The following is a 20,235-nucleotide window of genomic DNA, read 5'->3' as shown; positions in this document are numbered from 1 at the left end:
TAAGGGGGAATGTGCTATGAATAATAATGTTGATTATGAAATTATCAAAGATTCTGTTGTATACAGTTTTGAAGAATATATTGAAGAGGATGGATTTACAGCACCACAATCTGCAGCAAAAGTATTTGAAGAAGATTGGAGAGATTTAAATTATAATACTTTTACAAGGACTGCATATTATATTTGTGTTGCAATTGAGTGTTTTAAACTTAAGGAAATACCAGATTTTATATACGAAAATTTAGAATTTTATATTAATGGTGATGGATTTAAAAATGAGGCTAATGAAAAAGATATAGAATTGTTATCACAAGATATAAATAAATGTATACAATTAATGGAAAATGGAGATTATAAAGTTATTAAATCAAGCTTTGGCGCTAAATCAAGAATCGAATATATTCTTAGTTTGAAGCCATAGTTAAACCATAGTAATTATTTAGGTATTACAATTGAAGTCATTTATAAACATTATCAAGTACTTGAACCTTGATTGGCCAGATGCCTCTCAAGGTTTTTTGTGATGATAAAAATAATATGACTTTAGGATATAACTCATAGTAGCATAATAACGGAAACAGGATAAATCCCTAGATTTAAAAAGGAGGATATAATATATGGAGGATTGGAAATACAACGAATTGCTTGAGAGTGTTAACGAGATGTATGGGAACTTATTGAATGAGAAAAAAGGATATAAATATGCTGTTGCAAGAACGTTTTATGAATTTGAAACTGTATGCAATGAAGGTGGAACAGAAAATTTATTAGTTCACATAGCTATGGGAGAAATTATATTAAAACATTCTAAAGTTTTTGTAGGGGCAGTTGATGCTATTAAAAAAGAGCTTGGAAACATAAACATAGAATATTTAGAAGAGGAATTGTCAACTGAAGAAATAAAGGATCTCTTGAAAAGAATAAATAATGTTAGTAATAGAATTAATGAAATAGTGCTAGATTATGATCCTAGCACTGATAATTATTAATGATGAATATAACTTAGTGCTAAATCTGTTCTTGATAAAAAATAGAGATTGAGCATCTGTAACCTTTATAGCGTAGGCCTCCCATCTAAATTGATGTTATGAAGGGAGATGTTTCATAAAGTGAGGAAAGTAAGCTTGCTGAAGAATAATCCCTAGCAGGATTTTTTTCATTAAAATTCCCCTGTTATATAATTATTTTATAGAATAGAGCTCCAAGTTGTTAGGAATGTAATCAACAATATTTTGAAAGGCTGCCAAGGCAACTGCGGATATCTTACCAACCTCTCAGGTCTTGACAGTTTAAATGAAGAGTCTTATTTCACCATCATAATGGATGGGGAAGGTAGGTAATATATTTAAATTAAACAATGCTAGACCAATTCAAGATGTTCTAACATACTTAAATAGATGAGCTAGTAGTCCTCATAAAATAGATTTACTAGAGAAGCGATTAATAAGACGATTGAGGCAGTGAAGAATTCAGAAGCTATTACAAAGGCCACCAACACCATAGGAGGAAGATGAATGGATAAAGTATTAGATGCCAATGATTTAATTAGCCTGGAACACTCACTAGTGGAAAATTTAATTAATGCATATTATTTTGTCGGGGCATTTAAAGACGCTGCAAGATGTTTGAGTAATAAGATTGGTTTTGGAATAGATTTTGGTGGATTTACTTTTTGGAGTGACCTAGATAAATATGATAAGTCTCTTTATAAAGAAAAATTTGATGATATTGAAATTGAATTTGGGAATGAGTCAATAATCCTGAGTATAGCAGGAGAAAGGTATATTGAGAAGAATCCACAGTACGAGCAAGAAATTGAAATGTACTTAGACAATATCAGGAACAATATAGATGGGTAATAATTAGAAAAGCTTTCATATAGGAAGCTATAAATTATTGGTTGTTGTATATTGAACAACACAAACAAAAACAGCACTTGGGTTTGCCAATAAATAAAAAGGAGTATCTGAAAATGATAATAAATGATGCGGTTTTTGGTGAGCTTGAATATAGTTATGGATGGGTTAGGTACACCACCATAGAATTTTGTGGAAAAGAAGCTGAAATAGCATTGATGGTTAAAGGTGAAGAAGACGGAAAGTTTGATGAAGAACAATATATTGCTTATAAATCACTAATGCAAAATTGGGAACAGTTACAGCAAGGTTTTTTACCAGCAATATTAGACTATTACAAACAAGAGCGTCAAGAACTAGGATATGATATTGAAGTTAATGAAAATTATCCGCAAATTGAATCAACTGATCAATTACTTGAGATGATAAATTTAGTTGGAATTATTGTTCCATATGGTGATATTTATGAAGAGCGAGATATTGGGATAACCTTTGATTGTACATGGGACATAGAAAATGGACTAGGGATTCGTCTATTAAACGAACGAGTAGCTGAAGTAGGTTACCAGGATGTGGCTATTTAAAATAGGATGTGAAAAAGTAAAGAGTCATGATGGTTGTACCATCATGGAGTACTGTAGGCAATGATAGAATAGTAAAAGAAGTACGAGCATAGGTGAGATGACATTTTACTGGGCGATAAATATAAACACGTGGAATATATATTAAAATGATGAACTCGTAAAAACCCGTCAGTTTTAATGTAATAGTTGTCACAACATATAAAAGGTGTCACAACATATAAAAGGTGTCATACTGTTACTATAAAACTTATAAATTTATGCTACTTAAAAATATATGAACTTGAAGCACTTGATTGTCAACTAAAGGCAACGAGTGCTTTTTTGCGTTTTTAATGTTTTACATGGCAAGGTTGTTATGTGAGGGAATAGCTAACAAACTCCCTAGAATGACAAAGCTCGCGGTATTAAAGTGATTGGTAACGAAAAAGCGTATTTATATTGTACATTGATTTATAGATTTCGGATTGTGTTTATAAAGTATATGATTGTCTAGAGTCATAGGGAGATATGGACCTATATATCATATATCTCATAAGAAAACTTCCGATATACAGGGAACGGCATCTCTGCTTATTTTGTTATAAAAATAGACACAACTTCTTTTTACTACCGTGTTTCTTTAGCAGTTATATATTAAAAAAATAGATAAATCCATATACGACATAACGTAAACTAAGTGTCATATAGAAAACTTTGTCGCTTATTTTTGTTTAAGTTGTATGTCAAAACCAATGAATAGCCGTTTTGGCAGTATAAAATCTTCCAATAATATCTTGACATCCTAATTAAGCGATTATTGTTTGCTAAAAAGTGTTTGTTTAGATGCGTGGTGCTGGAAGAGTAAAGCGGACTTATATATACTATTTAAAATAAATACTTCTGGTCTAGGTAGGCGCCTTACTTTGTGACTGAGAGAAGAAAGGCTGTCAGAGATTATTCTCTGACAACCTTTATCTTGTGAAGCATGATTCCTTGCGCCTAATCAATACATAGCGGGATTGCGACAGCAATCATGAACCCGATCGATACCGCAAAACAGATGTGGGGGGCGGTCGAGGCGGCATGGGAACGCGATGTTGTGAACGGCGATGCACGCAGCCGCGCTGAATTCTTCTCCTATGGAATCGTCTCGGTTATCGGAGTGAAGGGACTCGATAAGCTCGGTAAGGCAGGGAAACTCGGCAATGCCGCTTCCAAGGCAGATAACGCGCTTCCGTACAATGCCATGAAGACCGATAAGCTGAAGGAAACCCTCAAGACAAATGTCTACGCCACGGTTCAGCAAAAAGCCCAGCAGGCAGCGGATTTCTGGAAAAGCAACTTCAGTAAAGAAGCGATCAATAAGACTATTGAGGCTGCGAAGAATTCAGCAGTTATTACCAAAGCTAAGAATGCTCTTGATCCAGCCAGCATCAAGGCAGCAGCTGCTAAAACGTATGAGGACGTGGTGAAGACGCCGATTGCGAAGACGCAGGCGGCATTGAAGGCGAAGAAAGAACAGCTGCTTGATATGCCTTTACCTAACTTTGGATTAGCCCCTGTTCCTCTTGGTCCCACAACGAACATGACCGTGCGGGAAGGAATAGAAGCCACGAAGGACACGGTGATGCAGGCTGTTGGGAATAAAGATGGTGGGGGGGAACGGAATAAGGGTACGGTTAAAGTTGGTAGATTTACCGAAGAGCAAATCCAACAAATTTTAAAAGAAACAGCTAATGGGGTAAAGACCCATCCACTTAGACAGGCATATGAAAAAGAAGTAGCAGGCTTGGCTCAGAAAGCTGAGGAACTATTAAAGCAAGGAAGATCCGAAGCAGAAATCGCACAAATAATGAATCAAGCTAGAAGAGATATTGGTGTACAGTATAAAAATGTTACCCCAGAACGTTTAAGGGAATACATTTACGAAGTAAACAAAGGGAGATACGGAGATCCACTGGGGCCTACCTACGAGTATTTAAAGGCAAACGGAAAAACAGACGCTCAAATTATACAGTCTGCCTCTAGACCAAATCCTGATGTGGACAAATTGCTTTCGGGTTTTGAAAAATGGTTAAAGGAGCAGTGAAAAAATGAATGTAATAGAATTGAAAAAATATGATGAAGCCGAGTACTGTGAATTAGATCTTTCAACTGGAAAGAAAATATTTGCAAAGTACAAAAAAATCCCAGGATTTACAGGGTTGTATTTTAAGGATGATCAAAGTTTTTTTGCGATTTACCCAACAAAGACAGGTCCGCAAATTTATTTTGAAGGTAAGCAGTTGTCAATTAACAAAAATTTATTGATTTCATTAATTAAAAATGGTAAGAGACGTAAGTTTGTCATTGATGATTATAATATCGAAATAAATTATACGGAGTCTCCATATATTGGATTCGATATTTGGTCTGATGAAATTGATGTAGACTTATTTTATATGATAGAACAATCATATAAAAATGACGATTTTTATGAAAGATATACCTTGTGAGTTTTTGATATGTAATCTATTTTCGCTGGTTAAACGGTGGGCTAGTGCCGAATTAACCTAACATTAAACCAATAACACAGTTAAGCCATATGATACCCGTATAAAGATTTCATCAATTCGTTGTACACACAGAGACGCTTGAATATTGTAAAAGACAGGTTGATTATGGTCAGGTGACACCATGATTGACCTGTTTTTGTATCTTCTTTTTTCACGTTATTTTAAAATATTTGCAACTGTAAACATGGATGCCCCGATAGTTATAGTGGGCGGTCAATAGTGGTGTAAAGTATAATGCTAATGATGTTGTTGCCGTAACAAAAAACGTAGAACTTATGAATGAGCCATTGATTGTTAAAGCGCTAGATGAAATTCAAGGAATATATGATAACTTATTCGAGGATAACGAAGTGAATTTTGAATTTAAAGGTTTTGCACAGGAACAAGATAGAGAGCATTTTCTACGTTTAGTTAGCGAAAACGCCAAATCCAATGTAAACAAATTAAGCGATAATTATAAGGTCGAAAACAGAATAATTCTTTGAGAGTTTATTACCTTGACTGGCTATATGCACTGACCTAAATAAATGAGCCAATTTTAAAACACCTTACGTTGAAAACGGGTATTGAATACCAGGAAATCAAGGCACTGACTGTCGTTTTTGGGATAGTAAGAAACACGCAACCAATTGTGTAACAATCGAAATGTTAAGTATAATTATTTTTTTAGGCATGAGTTCAGTATTTAATGTGCTCATGCCTTTTAATCTATCCTAATTTTTTATTATTATTTTGAGAAGTGGAAAATTAGTTGAGTAAATGAGGGATAGTATGTTAGATACATTTGAACAATTAGAATTAGATAAACAAGTTGCGTTTTTGTTAGGGTTAAGTGAAACAGTTGTTGATTTGTTAATTTCCTCTCCAGCATATAAGGAGATAACGAAAGCAATGGCAATCTGTTGGGAATGGCTAGAAAATAAGCGGTATTCAGGAGATGAAATATACTCCCTGTTAGACGATGGGACGGAATTTACAGGGCTTTTTATGCAAATGCAAGAGGAGAATGACTCTTTAAAAGAATTCGTTTGGGATTGCATTGTAGATGCAGTATCTTTTACTAATTGGAGAGCTTATCAATTTGATAAGGAAGAGTATTTACCTGCCCCGATTGAAAATGTAGATGAAAGCATATTGCAGCAGTTTCTAGAGAGCTTTTACGAAATAAAATCAATAAACACGGCAGTAGCTAAAGCGTTCATTAATTATTTAAAGGATCCTACAACGCTGCTAAACAAAGATGATATTATGCACTTTTTAAAAGGGTTGTTATGAGATAAATTTTAATGTAATACTTGTCGCAATATAAAGATCTCAAAAACATCCCAAAACAATAAAATCTAAGCTTGAATGGTGAATACATAGCTGATTTGTTCAGAGCTGGACTATAATTTATTTACTATATTTGTGTTGCGATTGAATTCTTTAAACTAAAAGAGATTCTGCAGACAGAAGTTGTGAAGGGCTAAAAATGACGAGCTCTGATATGACAGTAATTCTAAAAAGATATTAAGCATATCAAAGATAAGGAATGAGTCAGAAAATGAAGCAAGCATTCAATATCTATTTCGGGAAGCTTCTGGATAAATGGAGAGAATATAATAATTCTTTACCCCAAATTTCTTTTAATGAAGAAGTGGATGAATTTATGTATGAAAGTAAAGAAGATGAATATGGGTATGTTTTCTGGAAACCCAAAGAGAAAAGGGAATTATTTAATTTCGATGAAGTTGAAAGTCAATGTAATGTTCAATTGCACAATTCAATAAAACAATATTTTAATTCATGCTGGTTTTTAGAATTAACCGGATATTTTTCTTCATACCATATTAATTTGCACCCTGTTATCCCAGGAGTTGAACCGGATTATTTTATTTCAATCTTAAAAGATTATGTAGAATCTCAACATGATATCTTAAAGTATATTCCAATCGGTTTTGAATCAAATGGAATGTTAATAGTTTTAGACAATAATACAGGTGAAATTTTTATTGAGGATTTCGAATTAAATGAGTATAAGCCGTTATCGAAGAGTTTAGATCAACTTATCCAGGGATTAGGTTTTAAGGAACAAATGTAAAAAAATAAGTAAATAGGATAAAGATTATTTGAAAAAGCAATAAAAAGAGGGGCTGGAATCATCAAGGATGGATTAATCATTAAAAGCCCTATGAAAAAAGATGATGTGTTGAATATCTTGTAAGGATTAAAGCATACGTAAGCGTTTTGTTGGGAACAAGCTCAGAAAGAAGGATACGAGATGATAAGGTTACGAAATTACTCGGAATTAGGATCATTTATTTTAATTGGCAATAATCATTATACAATCGTTGAAGGTATGGAAAAAAATAAAGAAAGGAATGGAGTAGGAGGGGTAAGCGAAAATGGCGAAGTAGTTGGTATTTATGTAAAGGATGATAAGTTATATTTTTTTTATAAAGGGATTTCCTATTTAGCTAACCCGGATAATTTAATATGTACGAATGAGTATATTGCTGCATCAAAAAGGTGTTTTCGTGTAACAATTGAGGAGCAGGAAATTTGCAGGATTGTCTATGAACCGTTTATTGATCCTGGCATCATATATTATGATGCAGACCCTGAAGAATTCGATGTTTTGTTATATTTAAGTAATAATGCTCTAAAGAATAAGGAAACATTACAAAGCTTTATAGAAGGCATGAAATTAATTAACGAACGTGGATAAATAAAAGTTTGGGTACCGGATATCATCTTGATGGGATAATAATGTATTTCATGAAACTGGGTAAAGCAGGTCTGTCACAGAATAATCTCTGGCAGGCTTTTTTCTTGTTTAAATGCTCCAGCTGTCCAGTGGGATGGAATTTCTGAAGACCTCCTCGCAAGTGTCGGGAGAACAGTAATTAGGAAACTGCAGCAAGGTTTTGATAATATTCATAATATAGAAAGCACTCAGTCTGCCTTGATTAATTATTTGAAAGGTATGGTACGCAAGGAAGTGGTTATATCTCGGTAAGAGAAGTAATCCGGGGATGATAATGTATGGGGGTAATTCATTATGCGGATAGAAAAAAGAAACGAACAGACTGTCTGGTATAGTTATGGAGAGTATGCTTTTAAAGCTAGCAGGCTAGCTAGCGGGAATATTGCTGTTTGGGTCAATTATAAAGGCTGCAATATAGCTTTCCCAATGATTATACGTGAACTTTTGGATAATATGGAGGAGTATAATAACTTTAATGTGACAGTCAATAGGGACTGGAATGAACACATCGGCTTTGAAGTAAATCAAGATGAGGTAGAATTATTAATTGGCGAAATCCTGCACTTTTGCACTGAAAATGATCCAGTTAGTATGGATTTGACAGAGAAATATACTGATGAAGAATGGTATACATGATACTTTTTAAAATTAATAATAGGCTATTAATTAAGAAGGGGACGTATAAATGAAGAAACTAATAAAGATATTTTATTGTAATGTTGCTTTATTATTGCTTGTTCTATTGCTGGTTGGATGTAAGGATGATGCCAAGGGGTCTCCAACAGTTGAAAAGGCAGGAGAGGAATCTGCTTCTCAAACGGAAAAGGAGATAGATGGGGCGGATTCTCCATCCGAATCGACAGAATCAAGTTCTAATAATGACTCTCCTGATGCAAAGGATTCTATTTCAAATCCTTTCGAAGAAACAACGGAAAAGGGAGAGAATTCATTATCTACATATTCCTCTCAGGAAATCGAGTACGCCCGCATTTGGTTGCAGCTTGGACCGAACCAGGATATAGATGAACTAATTGTGCACCATATTCCAGCGGGTACACCACTTAATCCGAGTGATACTACTAGCGGCAGCTATCCGGAAGATGTAATCCAGCTATCAGGCTCCCGCTTAGTGGATGGTTCAATAACTTACAGCGGGAATGGTGATGGCACAATTAATGTATACAATGTTCCTTTACGGTGGGACGGGAATTATCCTGCAGGTGAAACGTTCTATAAAGAAATTACCCAAAATACAAAGCAGGTGTACATTACTCCAAGTACTGGCAAGGACGTCATAAAGCTGATCAATAAACTAAATAGCAACTAAACAATATCTGCTCAACTGAATTTCCCGGAAAATAAAATGCCCTAAAGATAGAGAGCAAAATTTGAAGAGTAATGACTTCGTATATTTACACAGCCTATTTTACTAATCTTTATTCACTGCTTGGATATTAGGGCATTTATTTATTATTTTATAGTTATTAGAAAGTATCATTTATATATATAAGGAGAGACCTATGAAAGATTGGGAGTATAACGAATTATTTGATGTAATTCAGGAAACATATGAAGAGTTTTTAGAGACAGGCAGAGGATATAGGTACGCTATAGCAAGGCTGGCGGATGAGTTTGATAGGTTAGGGAAGATAGAGGATGTCATTACTGATACCGCTATCGGTGAAATTGCAATAACGCATGAAAAAGTTTTTATCGGGTGCATCGAAGGCATCACAAGGAGATTAAGCATGTTTAATCCCCAGGAAGCAGAAGGGGAATTAACAGAAGAGGAGATAAAGGACTTATCAAGAAGGATCACTAAAGTAATAGAAGGACTGAAAAAAGTAGAAGTAGATTATAACCCTTCAGCAGAACGGCAATAAAAGAATTGGAGTGAGAAGGAAAGGAATGATTATGAAGAAAAGAGAAACTGCCGAAACTTTATCAAAGAGAAATGAAACAGAGTATAAAGCTTTGGAAATTTTAAGAGCTTCCGGATGGTATGAAGGAAGAAGTATGAGTACCGATAATGAAAGAGTAAATAGATAAGAAACATTTTTTAATAGGAAGGTGAAACAATCATGTTACCTGAGGAGTTTTGTGAAAGATGGGATGCTGACAAGAATGGGCCTTTAATTAAAATTGATAAAGAAAGTTTGAACAGCGCTCCCTTTTCAGAAGAAGTGAAGGGCTTTTTGTCTATAGGCGGCTTGCCTGAAACACCGGCTCCATACTTTGAATTCACTTCTATGTCTTCCTTCTTGAAACCGATCATAAATGTTTTTAATATGCCTGAAGAGTTTGGGAAGTACTATTTTCTAGGGACGACTGGTTCTGGCAATCCGATATGTATAATTGAAAAACAAGGTTATATAGTGTACCTCGACAATGGGAATAACTTTCTAGAAGTATTTATAAATTCCTCAATCAAACAATTTGCACACTGCTTACTTGTATATGCGCAAATGATTGACAAGGCAATTGAGAAAAATGGGGAAGATGCTTTTATAGACTTGGATATTCCGGCATCGATAATTCATTGGTTAAGCGGAGAGTTTGAGCGTATCGATTCTAAATGTATGGAAAACGGAAATTTTTGGTTCGACGAAGTAGAGAGTTTATACGGATCATGATAAACTCTCTACTATATTTTCTTGAACAGTGCAGTGGAAGCTGGCTTTCTTACCGCAGAGCAGATTGGCAGCATGAAAATTGCTCTTCATCATTCGCTGGCAGCGGGGAATGCAAAGGTAATATAGATTGATATATGAGTTTGGAAGCAGGAAGGTGGTTACTATAAACTTCAATAATTTTTCGGATGACAATAAAGTACTTTTTCTTCTTGGGCTTTCAGAAAAAGTATTGTCGGTATTTTCTCAAACGGAGGACCGGTCTGCTGCTCAATATGTAATAGAGCAATGTTGGGAGTGGTTAGAAGAGAAAGACAACAGAGGCGGGACTCTATATGATTTATTGGATAATGAAGAGAACGGTATAACTATCATCCAGGAGATGGCAGCCAATGAAGTAGAGGCGACTGCGTGGAACTGCATTATTGACGCAACTGCTTATACAAGCCGAAAAGCTTTCGATAGAGAGGGTGCAATGTATTATCCGGAACCAATTGCTTTAGTTGATGACACATTGGTAAATCATTTTATTGAATGTTTTAAAAGGATTATAGTGGATGCACAGCTTTATATTCAGCAGATTGTCTCTCTGTTAGATGAGTATTCAGATCCGAAGATGATAAGTGATAGGCGGAACAAAATTTTAACAGAGCTGCACATCCTGGATTGATTACCTTGCGGGAACTAAATGAAGGGAGCGGATATTAGGTGAGAAAAGACTTAGAGTGGGAATACGCGGACGCAGAAGTATCCGAAGCGAGGGTGAAGGAAATCGGAGCCCAATTAGGTTTTTATTTACCGCAGGATTATATAAAGTGTGTAAAAGTAAACGGAGGAGCCAGTGTATTACCGGAGGAATTTAATGTGGAAGATGTAGAACGCTGCTTTGGAAGCTTATTCAGCTTTGACGAGAAAAGCAGTCAGTACATCGTTAAAAAGTATGAATTATACAATTCGTCGCTTCCGAGGGACATTTTACCGATTGCTATTGACCCGGCCGGGAACTTACTGTGTTTTGATTATAAAGATCAGCAGGAGAAACCAGTGGTAGTTTTTTGGGAACATGAAAATGCATCGGAGAAGGAAACGCTGATGCATGATGAAGGATTAACAGACGAACAGCCTGAAGAGCGTGCAAGAGAAAATCTATTTTATGTAGCGGCCACATTTACGGCGTTCCTTGACAAATTGCATGATTGAAACAAAAAATATGCAAAATACAAAAATATACATACTTCCAAGTACCTGATTGTCCGTTGGCAACAGGTTTTTTCTACTTAACGAAGAAATGTTATAAGGACAGGAACGGCTATTTTAAAGGTGAAGAAATTGAGCCATAGCAATGCTGTCATTGCCTGCTAAAAACAGCTGGCATACAAAAAGGGAGAAGAGATAGAAGGGATTCCCATTATGATTGATGGTCCGTTTAGGCAAGTGCTGGATATTCTGATAGCTCATAGCCCGGATCATTCAAATTATCATGAGGTAATACTATATTCAGTGGAATGTTACAGTTAATGGAGTCGATAAAAAAGTGAGATTTCGGCTAATTATAAATGCAGGTTCAGGAAGGGATGCACATGGAGAAAATTGAAAAGATGAAGCAGGAGTTTATGGCATTGCAAAATGAGCTGCTGCCATTAGTAAAGCTGGAAAACAGCTTTCGTAAAGAGGAAGTTCAGTTGATTGCAGGAGTGGACCTGGCTTATTGGGATGCAGGTGGTAAGGCTTATGGCACGTGCTGTATTGTAGTGATCAATTATCATACGAAGGAAGTTATCGAGAGAGTCAATAGTTACGGAGAGATACAGGTTCCCTATATACCAGGCTTTCTAGCTTTCCGGGAGCTCCCTTTAGTACTCGAGGCGGTAAAGAAGTTATCAAACGAGCCTGACCTTTATATGTTTGATGGAAACGGCTATTTGCATGCCCGTCATATGGGCATTGCTACACATGCTTCCCTGTATTTACAAAAACCAACGATTGGGGTGGCAAAGAGCTATTTACGAATCGATGAAGTTGACTTTCAGATGCCTGAAAATGCGGCGGGAGCCTATACAGATATCGTCATTCACGGTGAAGTATATGGGAGAGCATTGAGAACAACGGCGAATGTCAAGCCGATTTTTATTTCCTGTGGGGATAGGATTGATTTAGAGACGAGTACGGCGTTTGTCATGGACTGTATCAATCGGGAGAGCCGTCTGCCGATCCCTGTAAGGCTGGCAGATCTGGAAACGCACCGGGCAAGAGCATATTATATGAAAAAGGAAGAGGAATAAAAGAAATGGAAAGTCAGGAGAAAGTATCCGTATGGCTGGATAACCTGGAAGAAGATTGCCGGCCCTACTCTTTTTTCATGGATTTATGGCAGATGTGGATGAAGATTTTATGGAAATAGATGTAGTAACGGAGGCAAGCAATTAAGTTGCTGTACTAGTTTAGGGATGTTCTGATGAAGAAATTGTTATTCCTGCAATCGAGTAGGAAATCCCTTTAACTAACACTTATAAAGCGATGATTCTCATTTATTATTTCGACGATCAGCAGGCTGTCAGATCAGTAGTTGGGTTTGGTTTTATTGTTTCTATTGACTACATAGAAGATTAGTTTTTTATAGCTATGCTAAATGAAAAACCACAAGAAAGATAATTATAGCGTGGAAGATGAGAAAGCATGAAAGAAATTTCACGGGGCTGGTGATTCATTTCCAAAATTCTTCACGGTATAATAAAGATATATCAGCAAAAGGGGGAATAGGGGATGGATCTACATTTACAAGGAAAAGTGGCAGTTGTGACAGGAGCAAGTAAGGGGATTGGTTTTTGTACCGCACTGCAACTTGCGAAAGAAGGGGTCCATGTCGTCATTTGTGCGCGTGGTGAAAAGCATTTAGAAGTCGCAGCAGCGAGCATTAAGCAGCTAACTGGAGCGGATGTATTGGTCGTACCGGCTGATATAATGAAGGAACAGGATTGCAGAGATGTTATTGAAAAGGCTGTTGCCAAATTTGGCAGAATCGATATTTTAGTGAATAATGCAGGGACCTCTTCAGCTCATTCGTTCGAACAGGTAACTACGGAGTTGTGGCAGGCGGACCTTGACTTGAAATTATTTGGTGCAGTCCAGTGTGCCAAGTATGCAGTTCCTTATATGAAACAGGCAGGAGGGGGCTCGATTGTCAATGTCACGGCTGTACTGGCAAAGACACCGCCGGCAAATTCGCTGCCGACATCAGTCAGCCGCGCAGCAGGGCTTGCCCTGACAAAGGCAATGAGCAAGGATTTAGGCCAATATAATATCCGGGTAAATGCCGTCTGTATCGGACTCATCCGTAGTGACCAGATTGAAAAGCGTTGGAAATCGCAGGCTCCGGATTTATCTTGGGAAGATTATTCCAAAGAGGTAGGCCAGTCGATTCCGCTGGGGCGCATTGGAGATACAGAGGAAGCAGCCAATGTGATTACATTTTTAGCATCTGAGGCAGCATCGTATGTATCGGGGACAGCTATTAACATTGATGGCGGTTCAGGAGAGGCGCTCTAAAAGAAAGGCTGGGTAAACCTTCTTTTACGATAGTATCTAAAAATACGTAAAGACAAAGCCGTAAAAAGACTTTGTCTTTACTCTGAGGCTCGTACACAATTTGTACGAGCCTTTTTGCTAGTTTTCTTTTAAGAATACTGGATTAGTAAACGCTTTGTAGCGGAAGATTTGGTATACATACATAAGTCCGACGATAATCGTCAATGATAAGCCAATGATAATGGATGTATTATACGCCAGTCCGAATCCTTCCGGTGCTACCATTAAATAGACGAAAACGACCGATGTCATAAACATGGCAGGCAGGCCGGCAATCCAGTGGAATTTTCCTTCCTTCAGGAGATAGGATGTTGCGACCCATAGCATGACGGCAGCAACCATCTGATTTGTCATCCCTACATAGCGCCATAAAAATTGATAGTCAATTGTAGATAGATAGAATGCAGGCAGCGTAACAGCAATTGTCGCTAAAACGGCTGGTGCCTTGCTGTCTTTCCCAATACGAGAACCAAGGAAGTCAAGGACGATCATGCGTGCTGAGCGCAGTGATGTATCACCTGTCGTGATCGGCAGGATGATAATCCCAAGAACAGCTAAAATACTGCCGAATGTCCCTAAAAGGGCGATGGAGATTTCATCTACCACTCCGCCGGCACCGATTGCTGTAATTGTTGTTGCAAGCGATTCTGTACCGCCGTAGAAGCTCATGCCTGCTGCACACCAAATAAGGGCAATAACGCCTTCTCCAATCATCGCTCCATAAAATACCATCCGTCCTTCCGTTTCCTTTTTCAGCGTCCGGGAAATGATGGGACTTTGTGTAGAATGGAAGCCTGAAATGGCCCCGCATGAAATCGTGATCATGAGCATTGGCCAAATTGGCAGCTCACCCGGGTGCATATTGGAGAACGAAAGCTCCGGTACACGAATATCTGAAAATAAGAGAGAAATTAGTACAGCCCCTGCCATGATCATTAGTACCGCTCCAAATATAGGATAGATACGGCCGATAATCTTATTGATTGGTAAAATGGCAGCCAGGAAAAAGTAGGCAAAAATGATGACGATCGCTACCATGAATGTAAGACCTGTCTTTGCAGAAATAACAGCAGCAGGTCCAGCAGTAAACGCAGCAGCAACCAAAATCATTAAGACGACAGAAACACAGTCAGTGAAGACACGCATGACTTTTCCTAAATACCGCTGGACAAGGGAAGGGAACTGCTCTCCACCGTGGCGTAAAGAAAGCATGCCGGCAAAGTAATCATGAACCGCACCGGCGAAAATACTTCCGAGAACAATCCAGACCATCGCCACTGGACCGTATAAAGCACCGGAAATAGCCCCATAAATTGGGCCTAGTCCTGCTATATTTAATAGCTGGATGACCCAGCCTTTCCATGCCGGCATTGGCACATAATCCAGATTGTCTGCTTTTGTATAAGCAGGGGTGGGTGTAGCATCATTGACAATAAACACACGCTCGATGAATTTTCCATAAACAAAATACCCGACAATTAATAATACGATAGCTCCCAATAATGTAAACATAGCAACTCTCCTAAAGTTTAATTAGCTTTTTGATAAATAGAATTATAGTAGCGGTAAATAGGTAAATCAACAATATTTAGAAAATTTTATATATTTGGATAATTAGTATGAATGGGAAAATGATTAAAAGGTTGCATAGAAAAAATCTGCTTTAAAGGGGGGACTTCGTTATAATTTAGTTATATAGAAAATTTGGTAATTCAAAATTGGCTGAAAATACCTTTTCTGCTTAACATATGTTAGGCCTGTTTTCCCGTTGAGACATATAAAAAACTATTGAATGGAAGGGGACAAACAACAGAATGGAGCTGAACTAGTAAAAGCTTTCATACTGAATAGGGAACAGGTATATACAATAGCTAGGTATTGGGAAACTAAAGAATCCATTATATATTTCTACCATTATATTTTTATCTCGTGGTCAATTTTTGATGCCTATTCAATCTATATATGAAAGAAATAGTAAGGTGAGGATTGGAGTGCTTTATGCAGTACAGCCGACAGCCCTTCTTGCTAGTCTTAGAGCAGCAATCTCTTTTGTCCAGTTAGGTGCAGGAGGGCCGCCGATTTACTAAGCAGTAGAGGTAGTCTATCACTTTTGTTCAGAAACAGAGCAAAGGAAGGCCGCTATATGGTAACAAATTTATAGATAAACTGTCTTGCTATTGAAAGAATTAGTAGCTGTTGTGCAGTTTTTCTGTATTTTATGACGGAATGCTGTCAGTAATTATCCTGGAATAATAGACAGGGAATTTCCTAAGTCGTAAAATGAAGACCATATAGAGAGGGGGCTGCCAGATGAAAATTATACGTATTATTGCCCAAGTAGGTATCTTATGGTTGTTTTATTTCATTGGCGTATTGATCGTAGAATGGACAGGAATATTTATTCCGCCAAGTATTATCGGTCTTGTTTTATTATGGGCGTTGTTGATGTTAAATATTATCAAGGTTAAGCTGATTCAGGAGGGAGCCGGTTTCCTCATTGCCTTTTTAACATTATTTTTTATTCCCGCTACAGTGGGGGTAGTTGACTATCCAGAATTATTAACTGTGTCAGGTCTATTGCTCGTGCTTGCGGTATTTTTAAGTACCATTGTCACTATTATTGCGACTGGAAAGTTAAGTCAATACATAGAGCGCAAAGAGCAGGCAATGAAGGAGGATATAGGACATGCTAGCACTCGTCATCATAGTTAGTACTATACTGTTGTTCCTCGTTCTCCAGAAGCTGTATGACAAGGTCCACAATCCATTTTTTCTTCCGTTGCTCACTACTACATTGATTACAGTTATAATACTAATTGTTTTTCATATTCCGTATAGCACGTATATGGAAGGAGGCAAATGGATACAACAAATGCTTGGCCCTGCTGTAGTGGCGTTGGCCTATCCGCTGTACAATCAGCGGGAACTGATTTTTAAATATAAATACTCTATACTGTCCAGCCTGGTTGTTGCTATGCTGTCTGGTCTAATAAGTATTTATATATTTTTGAAACTTTTCCGTTCGAGCGATTCTTTTATTTTGACGGCTCTTCCAAAGTCATTGACAACGCCGATTGCTATGCAGATAAGCGAGACGGTAGGGGGAATTCCTCCTTTGACCGCGGTACTGGTCATGGTAGCTGGATTTACAGGGGCAATACTTGGTCCACTTCTATTTAAAATAGCCCATATTGATACAGCCATCAGCCGCGGTGTAGCGATGGGAAGCGCAAGTCATGGCGTAGGTATTTCAAAATTAAAGGAATACGGGGAGGAAGCTTTATCGATCGGCTCATTATCGATGGGGCTGAGTGCAGTGCTTGGAGCTTTTATATGTCCTGTTTTTGCTCTTCTATTCATATAAAAAAACTTGAGGGGAAAATCCCCTCAAGTTTAATAAATTGCGCGCCGCTCTTTAATGACGCGGATATTTTGTAATGTAGCATCTTCTGGCCCTTGTACTGGAAGACCAGCTTCGATGTTCATTTGGATATATTTGATATTGTCTTCGGTAATGACCTCACCAGGGATAAAGAGTGGGATACCCGGAGGATAAACCATAATAAACTCAGCGGAAATACGGTCATGCGCTTCAGAGAGCGGAATCACTTCTGTTTCGGCATAGAATGCATCACGTGGAGACATCGCAAGGGCTGGGATTTCCGGGACTTTAACATTCGGAACTGTCACGCTTGCTTCTGAGTCAAATGCCTGTGACATGCGTGTTAAAGCATTCACAAGAAGGTTCATTTCCTTTTTCGTATCACCTAGCGTCACCAAACACAAAATATTATAAAGATCCGACAGCTCAACTTCAATATTGGCATTATAGCGCAGCCATTCCTCAGCATCATGACCGGTAATACCTAAATCCTTTACGCTGATTAATAGTTTGCAAGGATCCATATCATATGTGGCAGATGAATGCAGCTTTTCACGTCCAACACATGTTAAGTGAGGGATTACGTTAATACGCTTGCGTGTATCTTCCGCTAGGCGGATCGCTTCATCAATCAAATCGTGACCATGAACTGCCAGCTGGCGTCGTGCGCAGTCTAAAGAGGCAAGTAAAGGGTAGGACGTAGAAGTTGTTGTCAGCATTGAGAAGAACGCTTGGGCACGCTTTGCTGATACAAGGCCTTCCCGCACATTCAAAATAGATGTCCCTGTCATGGATCCGCCTAATTTATGCACGCTAGTAGCTGCCATATCTGCACCGGCCTGCATGGCAGATAAAGGCAGTTTATCATGGAATTTGATATGGACACCGTGGGCTTCATCCACAATGACGGGAATATCATGGGCATGAACAATATCTACAATTCTTTTTAAATCAGCTGCAAAACCGAAGTAAGTCGGGTTAATTACTAATACTGCTTTTGCATCAGGATAGTTTTGCAAAGCCTTCTCTACTGATTCAGGAGAGATGCCGTGGGAAATTCCCAATTCCGGATCCACTTCAGGATGGATAAAGATCGGGATAGCCCCCGCAAATACAATAGCAGACATAATCGATTTATGAACATTCCGTGGTACTAGAATTTTGTCACCTGGACCAACGACCGTCAGAATCATTGTCTGGATTGCGCCACTAGTACCTTGAACGGAAAAGAATGTATGATCAGCACCAAAAGCTTCAGCTGCTAAGCTTTGCGCTTCTTTAATGGCCGCTTTTGGAGAGTGTAAATCATCCAGTGGAGCAATATTAATTAAATCAATTGATAAAACGTTGTCGCCGACGAATTCTCGAAACGCTGGGTCCATACCTGTGCCCTTTTTATGACCGGGAATATGGAACTGGATAGGATGTCTGTTTCGGTGTTTAAGTAAAACGTCGAACAATGGAGTCTCTAACTGTGACAACGCAGGTACCACCTCACTTAAATGAAATTTAAAAACAAAAGAATTATAGCACCTATTAATCGGTGTGACTATAAGAAATTATAAATTTCACTATACCGCTAGTTAGCTTACATTTCAAAGAAAATGGAGGAAGACGAATGAACTGGGAAACGCGTGTGACGAGATTATTAAATATTGAGTATCCAATTATCCAAGGAGGGCTTGCCTATTTGGCCTATGCCGATCTTGCAGCGGCCGTATCGAATGCGGGGGGACTTGGCCAAATTACGGCAATGAGCCTGCCTTCACCGGAAGCATTACGTGCAGAAATTGAAAAAGTCCGGATGCTCACAGACAAGCCATTTGGTGTCAACTTTGCTATTGGACAACACGGAAAAGGCTATGAACCAATGGTAGAGGTAGCAAAAGAGATGAATGTTCCAGTTGTAACAATGACAGGAGGAAATCCAGCTCCTATTTTTGATATTTTACAAGGGAGCGATTGCAAAAAAATGGTGCTCGTTGCAGCGCGCCGTCAAGCGCAAAAGGCAGAACAACTCGGTGCAGATGCTGTGATGGTTGTAGGCCAGGAAGGGGGAGGCCATTTGGGACGCGATGATATCGGGACAATGGTACTCGTTCCACAGGTTGTAGATAGTGTCTCCATTCCAGTCCTTGCATCCGGCGGTATTGGAGATGGCCGTGGCTGGATGGCAGCTCATGCGCTAGGGGCGGAAGGAATTGAAATGGGGACACGCTTTATTGCGACAAAAGAATGTATTCATGCCTCAGAAGCTTACAAGGAAGCATTATTGGCAAGCACGGAGAATGATACAACCGTAATCAAACGGTCCATAGGTGCACCAGCCCGGGCCCTGCGTAACGATTTTACAGACCAGATTCTTGCAATCGAAAAAGAAACACCAACTTATGAAGCGCTGAAAGACTATATTAGCGGAAAGGCCAATAAGCGCTATATTTATGATGGAGATGCTTCGGGCGGTTACGGTTGGGCTGGTCAGGTGACAGGTATGATATCAGATGTGCCTACTGTAGCAGAGCTGATCGAGCGAATGGTTGTACAAGCAAAGGAAATCCGTTTAAAATGGGGGCAGTAATGAAGAAGAGGGCGTAGTCGCCCCATATCCGGTAAAGGCAGGGAACAGCATGGAATACTCATATCCATTATCGACTGATTGGACTACCCAGGAGATGGTAGATGTCGTTCATTTCTTTGAGGCGGTGGAAGCTGCTTATGAAAAAGGAATCAAGCGGGAAACATTTATGGCAAAATACCGCCGCTTTAAGGAAGTTGTGCCATCACAGGCAGAAGAGAAAACAATTTTCCGCCAATTTGAACAGGTAAGCGGCTATATAGGCTACAAAGCGGTGAAAATGGCCAAGGAATCTGCAGATGGACAAATCATCCGATTATAGGGCATGGCTTATACACAAGCG

Annotated in this window: 25 protein-coding genes; 23 read left to right on the top strand and 2 right to left on the bottom strand. The window is 38.4% G+C overall.

The window, feature by feature from the left end; translation table 11 throughout:
* The first annotated feature begins 16 nt into the window (after positions 1-16).
* The 19 genes from BOD01S_RS03775 to BOD01S_RS03690 all read left to right on the top strand — a co-directional run bounded on the left by BOD01S_RS03775 (position 17) and on the right by BOD01S_RS03690 (position 13,896).
* Positions 17-421: a hypothetical protein gene (locus BOD01S_RS03775; protein ID WP_036155916.1), complete on the top strand. Its 405-nt coding sequence runs from the start codon at positions 17-19 to the stop codon at positions 419-421.
* Positions 422-617: 196 nt separating this feature from the next.
* The gene (locus BOD01S_RS03770) at positions 618-989 is read left to right on the top strand and encodes an Imm3 family immunity protein (protein WP_036155918.1); all 372 of its coding nucleotides are present in this window, start codon (positions 618-620) and stop codon (positions 987-989) included.
* 525 nt (positions 990-1,514) lie between these two features.
* Positions 1,515-1,859 (top strand): hypothetical protein, encoded by a 345-nt coding sequence (locus BOD01S_RS03765; protein WP_036155920.1) that lies wholly within the window; start codon positions 1,515-1,517, stop codon positions 1,857-1,859.
* A 113-nt stretch (positions 1,860-1,972) separates the two neighbouring features.
* Positions 1,973-2,440 (top strand): DUF2004 domain-containing protein, encoded by a 468-nt coding sequence (locus BOD01S_RS03760; protein ID WP_036155922.1) that lies wholly within the window; start codon positions 1,973-1,975, stop codon positions 2,438-2,440.
* Between the two features lie 1,012 nt (positions 2,441-3,452).
* Positions 3,453-4,508, top strand: a complete 1,056-nt coding sequence (locus tag BOD01S_RS23505; protein ID WP_198948689.1) for a hypothetical protein — start codon at positions 3,453-3,455, stop codon at positions 4,506-4,508.
* Between the two features lie 4 nt (positions 4,509-4,512).
* Positions 4,513-4,914 carry a hypothetical protein gene (locus BOD01S_RS03750; RefSeq protein WP_036155924.1) on the top strand — a complete coding sequence of 134 codons (402 nt, stop codon included), beginning with the start codon at positions 4,513-4,515 and terminating at the stop codon, positions 4,912-4,914.
* 335 nt (positions 4,915-5,249) lie between these two features.
* The gene (locus tag BOD01S_RS23185; RefSeq protein WP_052124898.1) at positions 5,250-5,459 is read left to right on the top strand and encodes a hypothetical protein; all 210 of its coding nucleotides are present in this window, start codon (positions 5,250-5,252) and stop codon (positions 5,457-5,459) included.
* A gap of 286 nt (positions 5,460-5,745) precedes the next feature.
* Positions 5,746-6,249 carry an Imm6 family immunity protein gene (locus BOD01S_RS03740; protein ID WP_052124899.1) on the top strand — a complete coding sequence of 168 codons (504 nt, stop codon included), beginning with the start codon at positions 5,746-5,748 and terminating at the stop codon, positions 6,247-6,249.
* Between the two features lie 268 nt (positions 6,250-6,517).
* The gene (locus tag BOD01S_RS03735; RefSeq protein ID WP_036155927.1) at positions 6,518-7,054 is read left to right on the top strand and encodes a SecY-interacting protein Syd; all 537 of its coding nucleotides are present in this window, start codon (positions 6,518-6,520) and stop codon (positions 7,052-7,054) included.
* 180 nt (positions 7,055-7,234) lie between these two features.
* A complete protein-coding gene (locus BOD01S_RS03730) occupies positions 7,235-7,681 on the top strand; it encodes a hypothetical protein (RefSeq protein WP_036155929.1) in 447 nt (148 codons plus the stop codon).
* Between the two features lie 333 nt (positions 7,682-8,014).
* A complete protein-coding gene (locus BOD01S_RS03725; RefSeq protein ID WP_036155931.1) occupies positions 8,015-8,356 on the top strand; it encodes a hypothetical protein in 342 nt (113 codons plus the stop codon).
* A 49-nt stretch (positions 8,357-8,405) separates the two neighbouring features.
* Positions 8,406-9,047: a hypothetical protein gene (locus tag BOD01S_RS03720; RefSeq protein ID WP_036155933.1), complete on the top strand. Its 642-nt coding sequence runs from the start codon at positions 8,406-8,408 to the stop codon at positions 9,045-9,047.
* Positions 9,048-9,240: 193 nt separating this feature from the next.
* Positions 9,241-9,603, top strand: coding sequence for an Imm3 family immunity protein (locus tag BOD01S_RS03715; protein WP_036155935.1), 363 nt, complete (start codon positions 9,241-9,243; stop codon positions 9,601-9,603).
* Positions 9,604-9,628: 25 nt separating this feature from the next.
* Entirely contained in the window at positions 9,629-9,769 is a 141-nt protein-coding gene (locus BOD01S_RS22830) for a hypothetical protein (protein WP_156117044.1), read from the top strand.
* Positions 9,770-9,798: 29 nt separating this feature from the next.
* Positions 9,799-10,353 carry an SUKH-4 family immunity protein gene (locus BOD01S_RS03710; protein WP_036155936.1) on the top strand — a complete coding sequence of 185 codons (555 nt, stop codon included), beginning with the start codon at positions 9,799-9,801 and terminating at the stop codon, positions 10,351-10,353.
* A gap of 154 nt (positions 10,354-10,507) precedes the next feature.
* A complete protein-coding gene (locus BOD01S_RS03705) occupies positions 10,508-11,020 on the top strand; it encodes an Imm6 family immunity protein (protein WP_036155938.1) in 513 nt (170 codons plus the stop codon).
* Positions 11,021-11,058: 38 nt separating this feature from the next.
* On the top strand, positions 11,059-11,550 hold the full coding sequence (locus tag BOD01S_RS03700; RefSeq protein ID WP_036155940.1) for an SMI1/KNR4 family protein: 492 nt from the start codon (positions 11,059-11,061) through the stop codon (positions 11,548-11,550).
* 380 nt (positions 11,551-11,930) lie between these two features.
* Positions 11,931-12,632, top strand: coding sequence for an endonuclease V (locus BOD01S_RS03695; RefSeq protein WP_088321732.1), 702 nt, complete (start codon positions 11,931-11,933; stop codon positions 12,630-12,632).
* Between the two features lie 481 nt (positions 12,633-13,113).
* Positions 13,114-13,896, top strand: a complete 783-nt coding sequence (locus BOD01S_RS03690) for an SDR family NAD(P)-dependent oxidoreductase (protein ID WP_036155944.1) — start codon at positions 13,114-13,116, stop codon at positions 13,894-13,896.
* A 117-nt stretch (positions 13,897-14,013) separates the two neighbouring features.
* Here BOD01S_RS03690 and BOD01S_RS03685 read toward each other — a convergent pair whose 3' ends face one another.
* Complete coding sequence (locus BOD01S_RS03685) at positions 14,014-15,447, bottom strand: carbon starvation CstA family protein (protein ID WP_036155946.1); 1,434 nt, start codon at positions 15,445-15,447, stop codon at positions 14,014-14,016.
* Between the two features lie 798 nt (positions 15,448-16,245).
* Here BOD01S_RS03685 and BOD01S_RS03680 point away from each other — a divergent pair.
* Both BOD01S_RS03680 and BOD01S_RS03675 read left to right on the top strand, forming a co-directional pair.
* Entirely contained in the window at positions 16,246-16,647 is a 402-nt protein-coding gene (locus BOD01S_RS03680) for a CidA/LrgA family protein (protein WP_036155948.1), read from the top strand.
* A complete protein-coding gene (locus BOD01S_RS03675; protein ID WP_036155950.1) occupies positions 16,622-17,299 on the top strand; it encodes an LrgB family protein in 678 nt (225 codons plus the stop codon). Before BOD01S_RS03680 ends, BOD01S_RS03675 begins: the two co-directional genes overlap by 26 nt.
* A 29-nt stretch (positions 17,300-17,328) precedes the next feature.
* Here the strand turns inward: BOD01S_RS03675 and BOD01S_RS03670 are convergent, their stop codons facing one another.
* The gene (locus BOD01S_RS03670) at positions 17,329-18,798 is read right to left on the bottom strand and encodes an aminotransferase class I/II-fold pyridoxal phosphate-dependent enzyme (RefSeq protein ID WP_036155952.1); all 1,470 of its coding nucleotides are present in this window, start codon (positions 18,796-18,798) and stop codon (positions 17,329-17,331) included.
* 137 nt (positions 18,799-18,935) lie between these two features.
* Here BOD01S_RS03670 and BOD01S_RS03665 point away from each other — a divergent pair, with 137 nt between their 5' ends.
* Positions 18,936-19,895 carry an NAD(P)H-dependent flavin oxidoreductase gene (locus BOD01S_RS03665; protein ID WP_036155954.1) on the top strand — a complete coding sequence of 320 codons (960 nt, stop codon included), beginning with the start codon at positions 18,936-18,938 and terminating at the stop codon, positions 19,893-19,895.
* 49 nt (positions 19,896-19,944) lie between these two features.
* A complete protein-coding gene (locus BOD01S_RS03660; protein WP_036155956.1) occupies positions 19,945-20,214 on the top strand; it encodes a UPF0223 family protein in 270 nt (89 codons plus the stop codon).
* The last annotated feature ends 21 nt before the right edge of the window (positions 20,215-20,235 follow it).

Source organism: Lysinibacillus odysseyi 34hs-1 = NBRC 100172, from assembly GCF_001591965.1.
GTDB classification, from domain to species: domain Bacteria; phylum Bacillota; class Bacilli; order Bacillales_A; family Planococcaceae; genus Lysinibacillus_B; species Lysinibacillus_B odysseyi.
This window is presented reverse-complemented; position numbering and strand designations above follow the sequence as displayed.

Excerpts from the sequence above, each read along its gene's own strand:
- BOD01S_RS03725 (WP_036155931.1), top strand. The coding sequence starts at position 8,015 with ATGCGGATAGAAAAAAGAAACGAACAGACTGTCTGGTATAGTTATGGA.
- BOD01S_RS03775 (WP_036155916.1), top strand. The coding sequence starts at position 17 with ATGAATAATAATGTTGATTATGAAATTATCAAAGATTCTGTTGTATAC.
- BOD01S_RS03685 (WP_036155946.1), bottom strand. The coding sequence starts at position 15,447 with ATGTTTACATTATTGGGAGCTATCGTATTATTAATTGTCGGGTATTTT.
- BOD01S_RS03770 (WP_036155918.1), top strand. The coding sequence starts at position 618 with ATGGAGGATTGGAAATACAACGAATTGCTTGAGAGTGTTAACGAGATG.
- BOD01S_RS03695 (WP_088321732.1), top strand. The coding sequence starts at position 11,931 with ATGGAGAAAATTGAAAAGATGAAGCAGGAGTTTATGGCATTGCAAAAT.
- BOD01S_RS03715 (WP_036155935.1), top strand. The coding sequence starts at position 9,241 with ATGAAAGATTGGGAGTATAACGAATTATTTGATGTAATTCAGGAAACA.
- BOD01S_RS03730 (WP_036155929.1), top strand. The coding sequence starts at position 7,235 with ATGATAAGGTTACGAAATTACTCGGAATTAGGATCATTTATTTTAATT.
- BOD01S_RS03660 (WP_036155956.1), top strand. The coding sequence starts at position 19,945 with ATGGAATACTCATATCCATTATCGACTGATTGGACTACCCAGGAGATG.
- BOD01S_RS22830 (WP_156117044.1), top strand. The coding sequence starts at position 9,629 with ATGATTATGAAGAAAAGAGAAACTGCCGAAACTTTATCAAAGAGAAAT.
- BOD01S_RS23185 (WP_052124898.1), top strand. The coding sequence starts at position 5,250 with ATGAATGAGCCATTGATTGTTAAAGCGCTAGATGAAATTCAAGGAATA.
- BOD01S_RS03665 (WP_036155954.1), top strand. The coding sequence starts at position 18,936 with ATGAACTGGGAAACGCGTGTGACGAGATTATTAAATATTGAGTATCCA.
- BOD01S_RS03680 (WP_036155948.1), top strand. The coding sequence starts at position 16,246 with ATGAAAATTATACGTATTATTGCCCAAGTAGGTATCTTATGGTTGTTT.
- BOD01S_RS03720 (WP_036155933.1), top strand. The coding sequence starts at position 8,406 with ATGAAGAAACTAATAAAGATATTTTATTGTAATGTTGCTTTATTATTG.
- BOD01S_RS03765 (WP_036155920.1), top strand. The coding sequence starts at position 1,515 with ATGGATAAAGTATTAGATGCCAATGATTTAATTAGCCTGGAACACTCA.
- BOD01S_RS23505 (WP_198948689.1), top strand. The coding sequence starts at position 3,453 with ATGAACCCGATCGATACCGCAAAACAGATGTGGGGGGCGGTCGAGGCG.
- BOD01S_RS03760 (WP_036155922.1), top strand. The coding sequence starts at position 1,973 with ATGATAATAAATGATGCGGTTTTTGGTGAGCTTGAATATAGTTATGGA.
- BOD01S_RS03740 (WP_052124899.1), top strand. The coding sequence starts at position 5,746 with ATGTTAGATACATTTGAACAATTAGAATTAGATAAACAAGTTGCGTTT.
- BOD01S_RS03735 (WP_036155927.1), top strand. The coding sequence starts at position 6,518 with ATGAAGCAAGCATTCAATATCTATTTCGGGAAGCTTCTGGATAAATGG.
- BOD01S_RS03690 (WP_036155944.1), top strand. The coding sequence starts at position 13,114 with ATGGATCTACATTTACAAGGAAAAGTGGCAGTTGTGACAGGAGCAAGT.
- BOD01S_RS03750 (WP_036155924.1), top strand. The coding sequence starts at position 4,513 with ATGAATGTAATAGAATTGAAAAAATATGATGAAGCCGAGTACTGTGAA.
- BOD01S_RS03675 (WP_036155950.1), top strand. The coding sequence starts at position 16,622 with ATGCTAGCACTCGTCATCATAGTTAGTACTATACTGTTGTTCCTCGTT.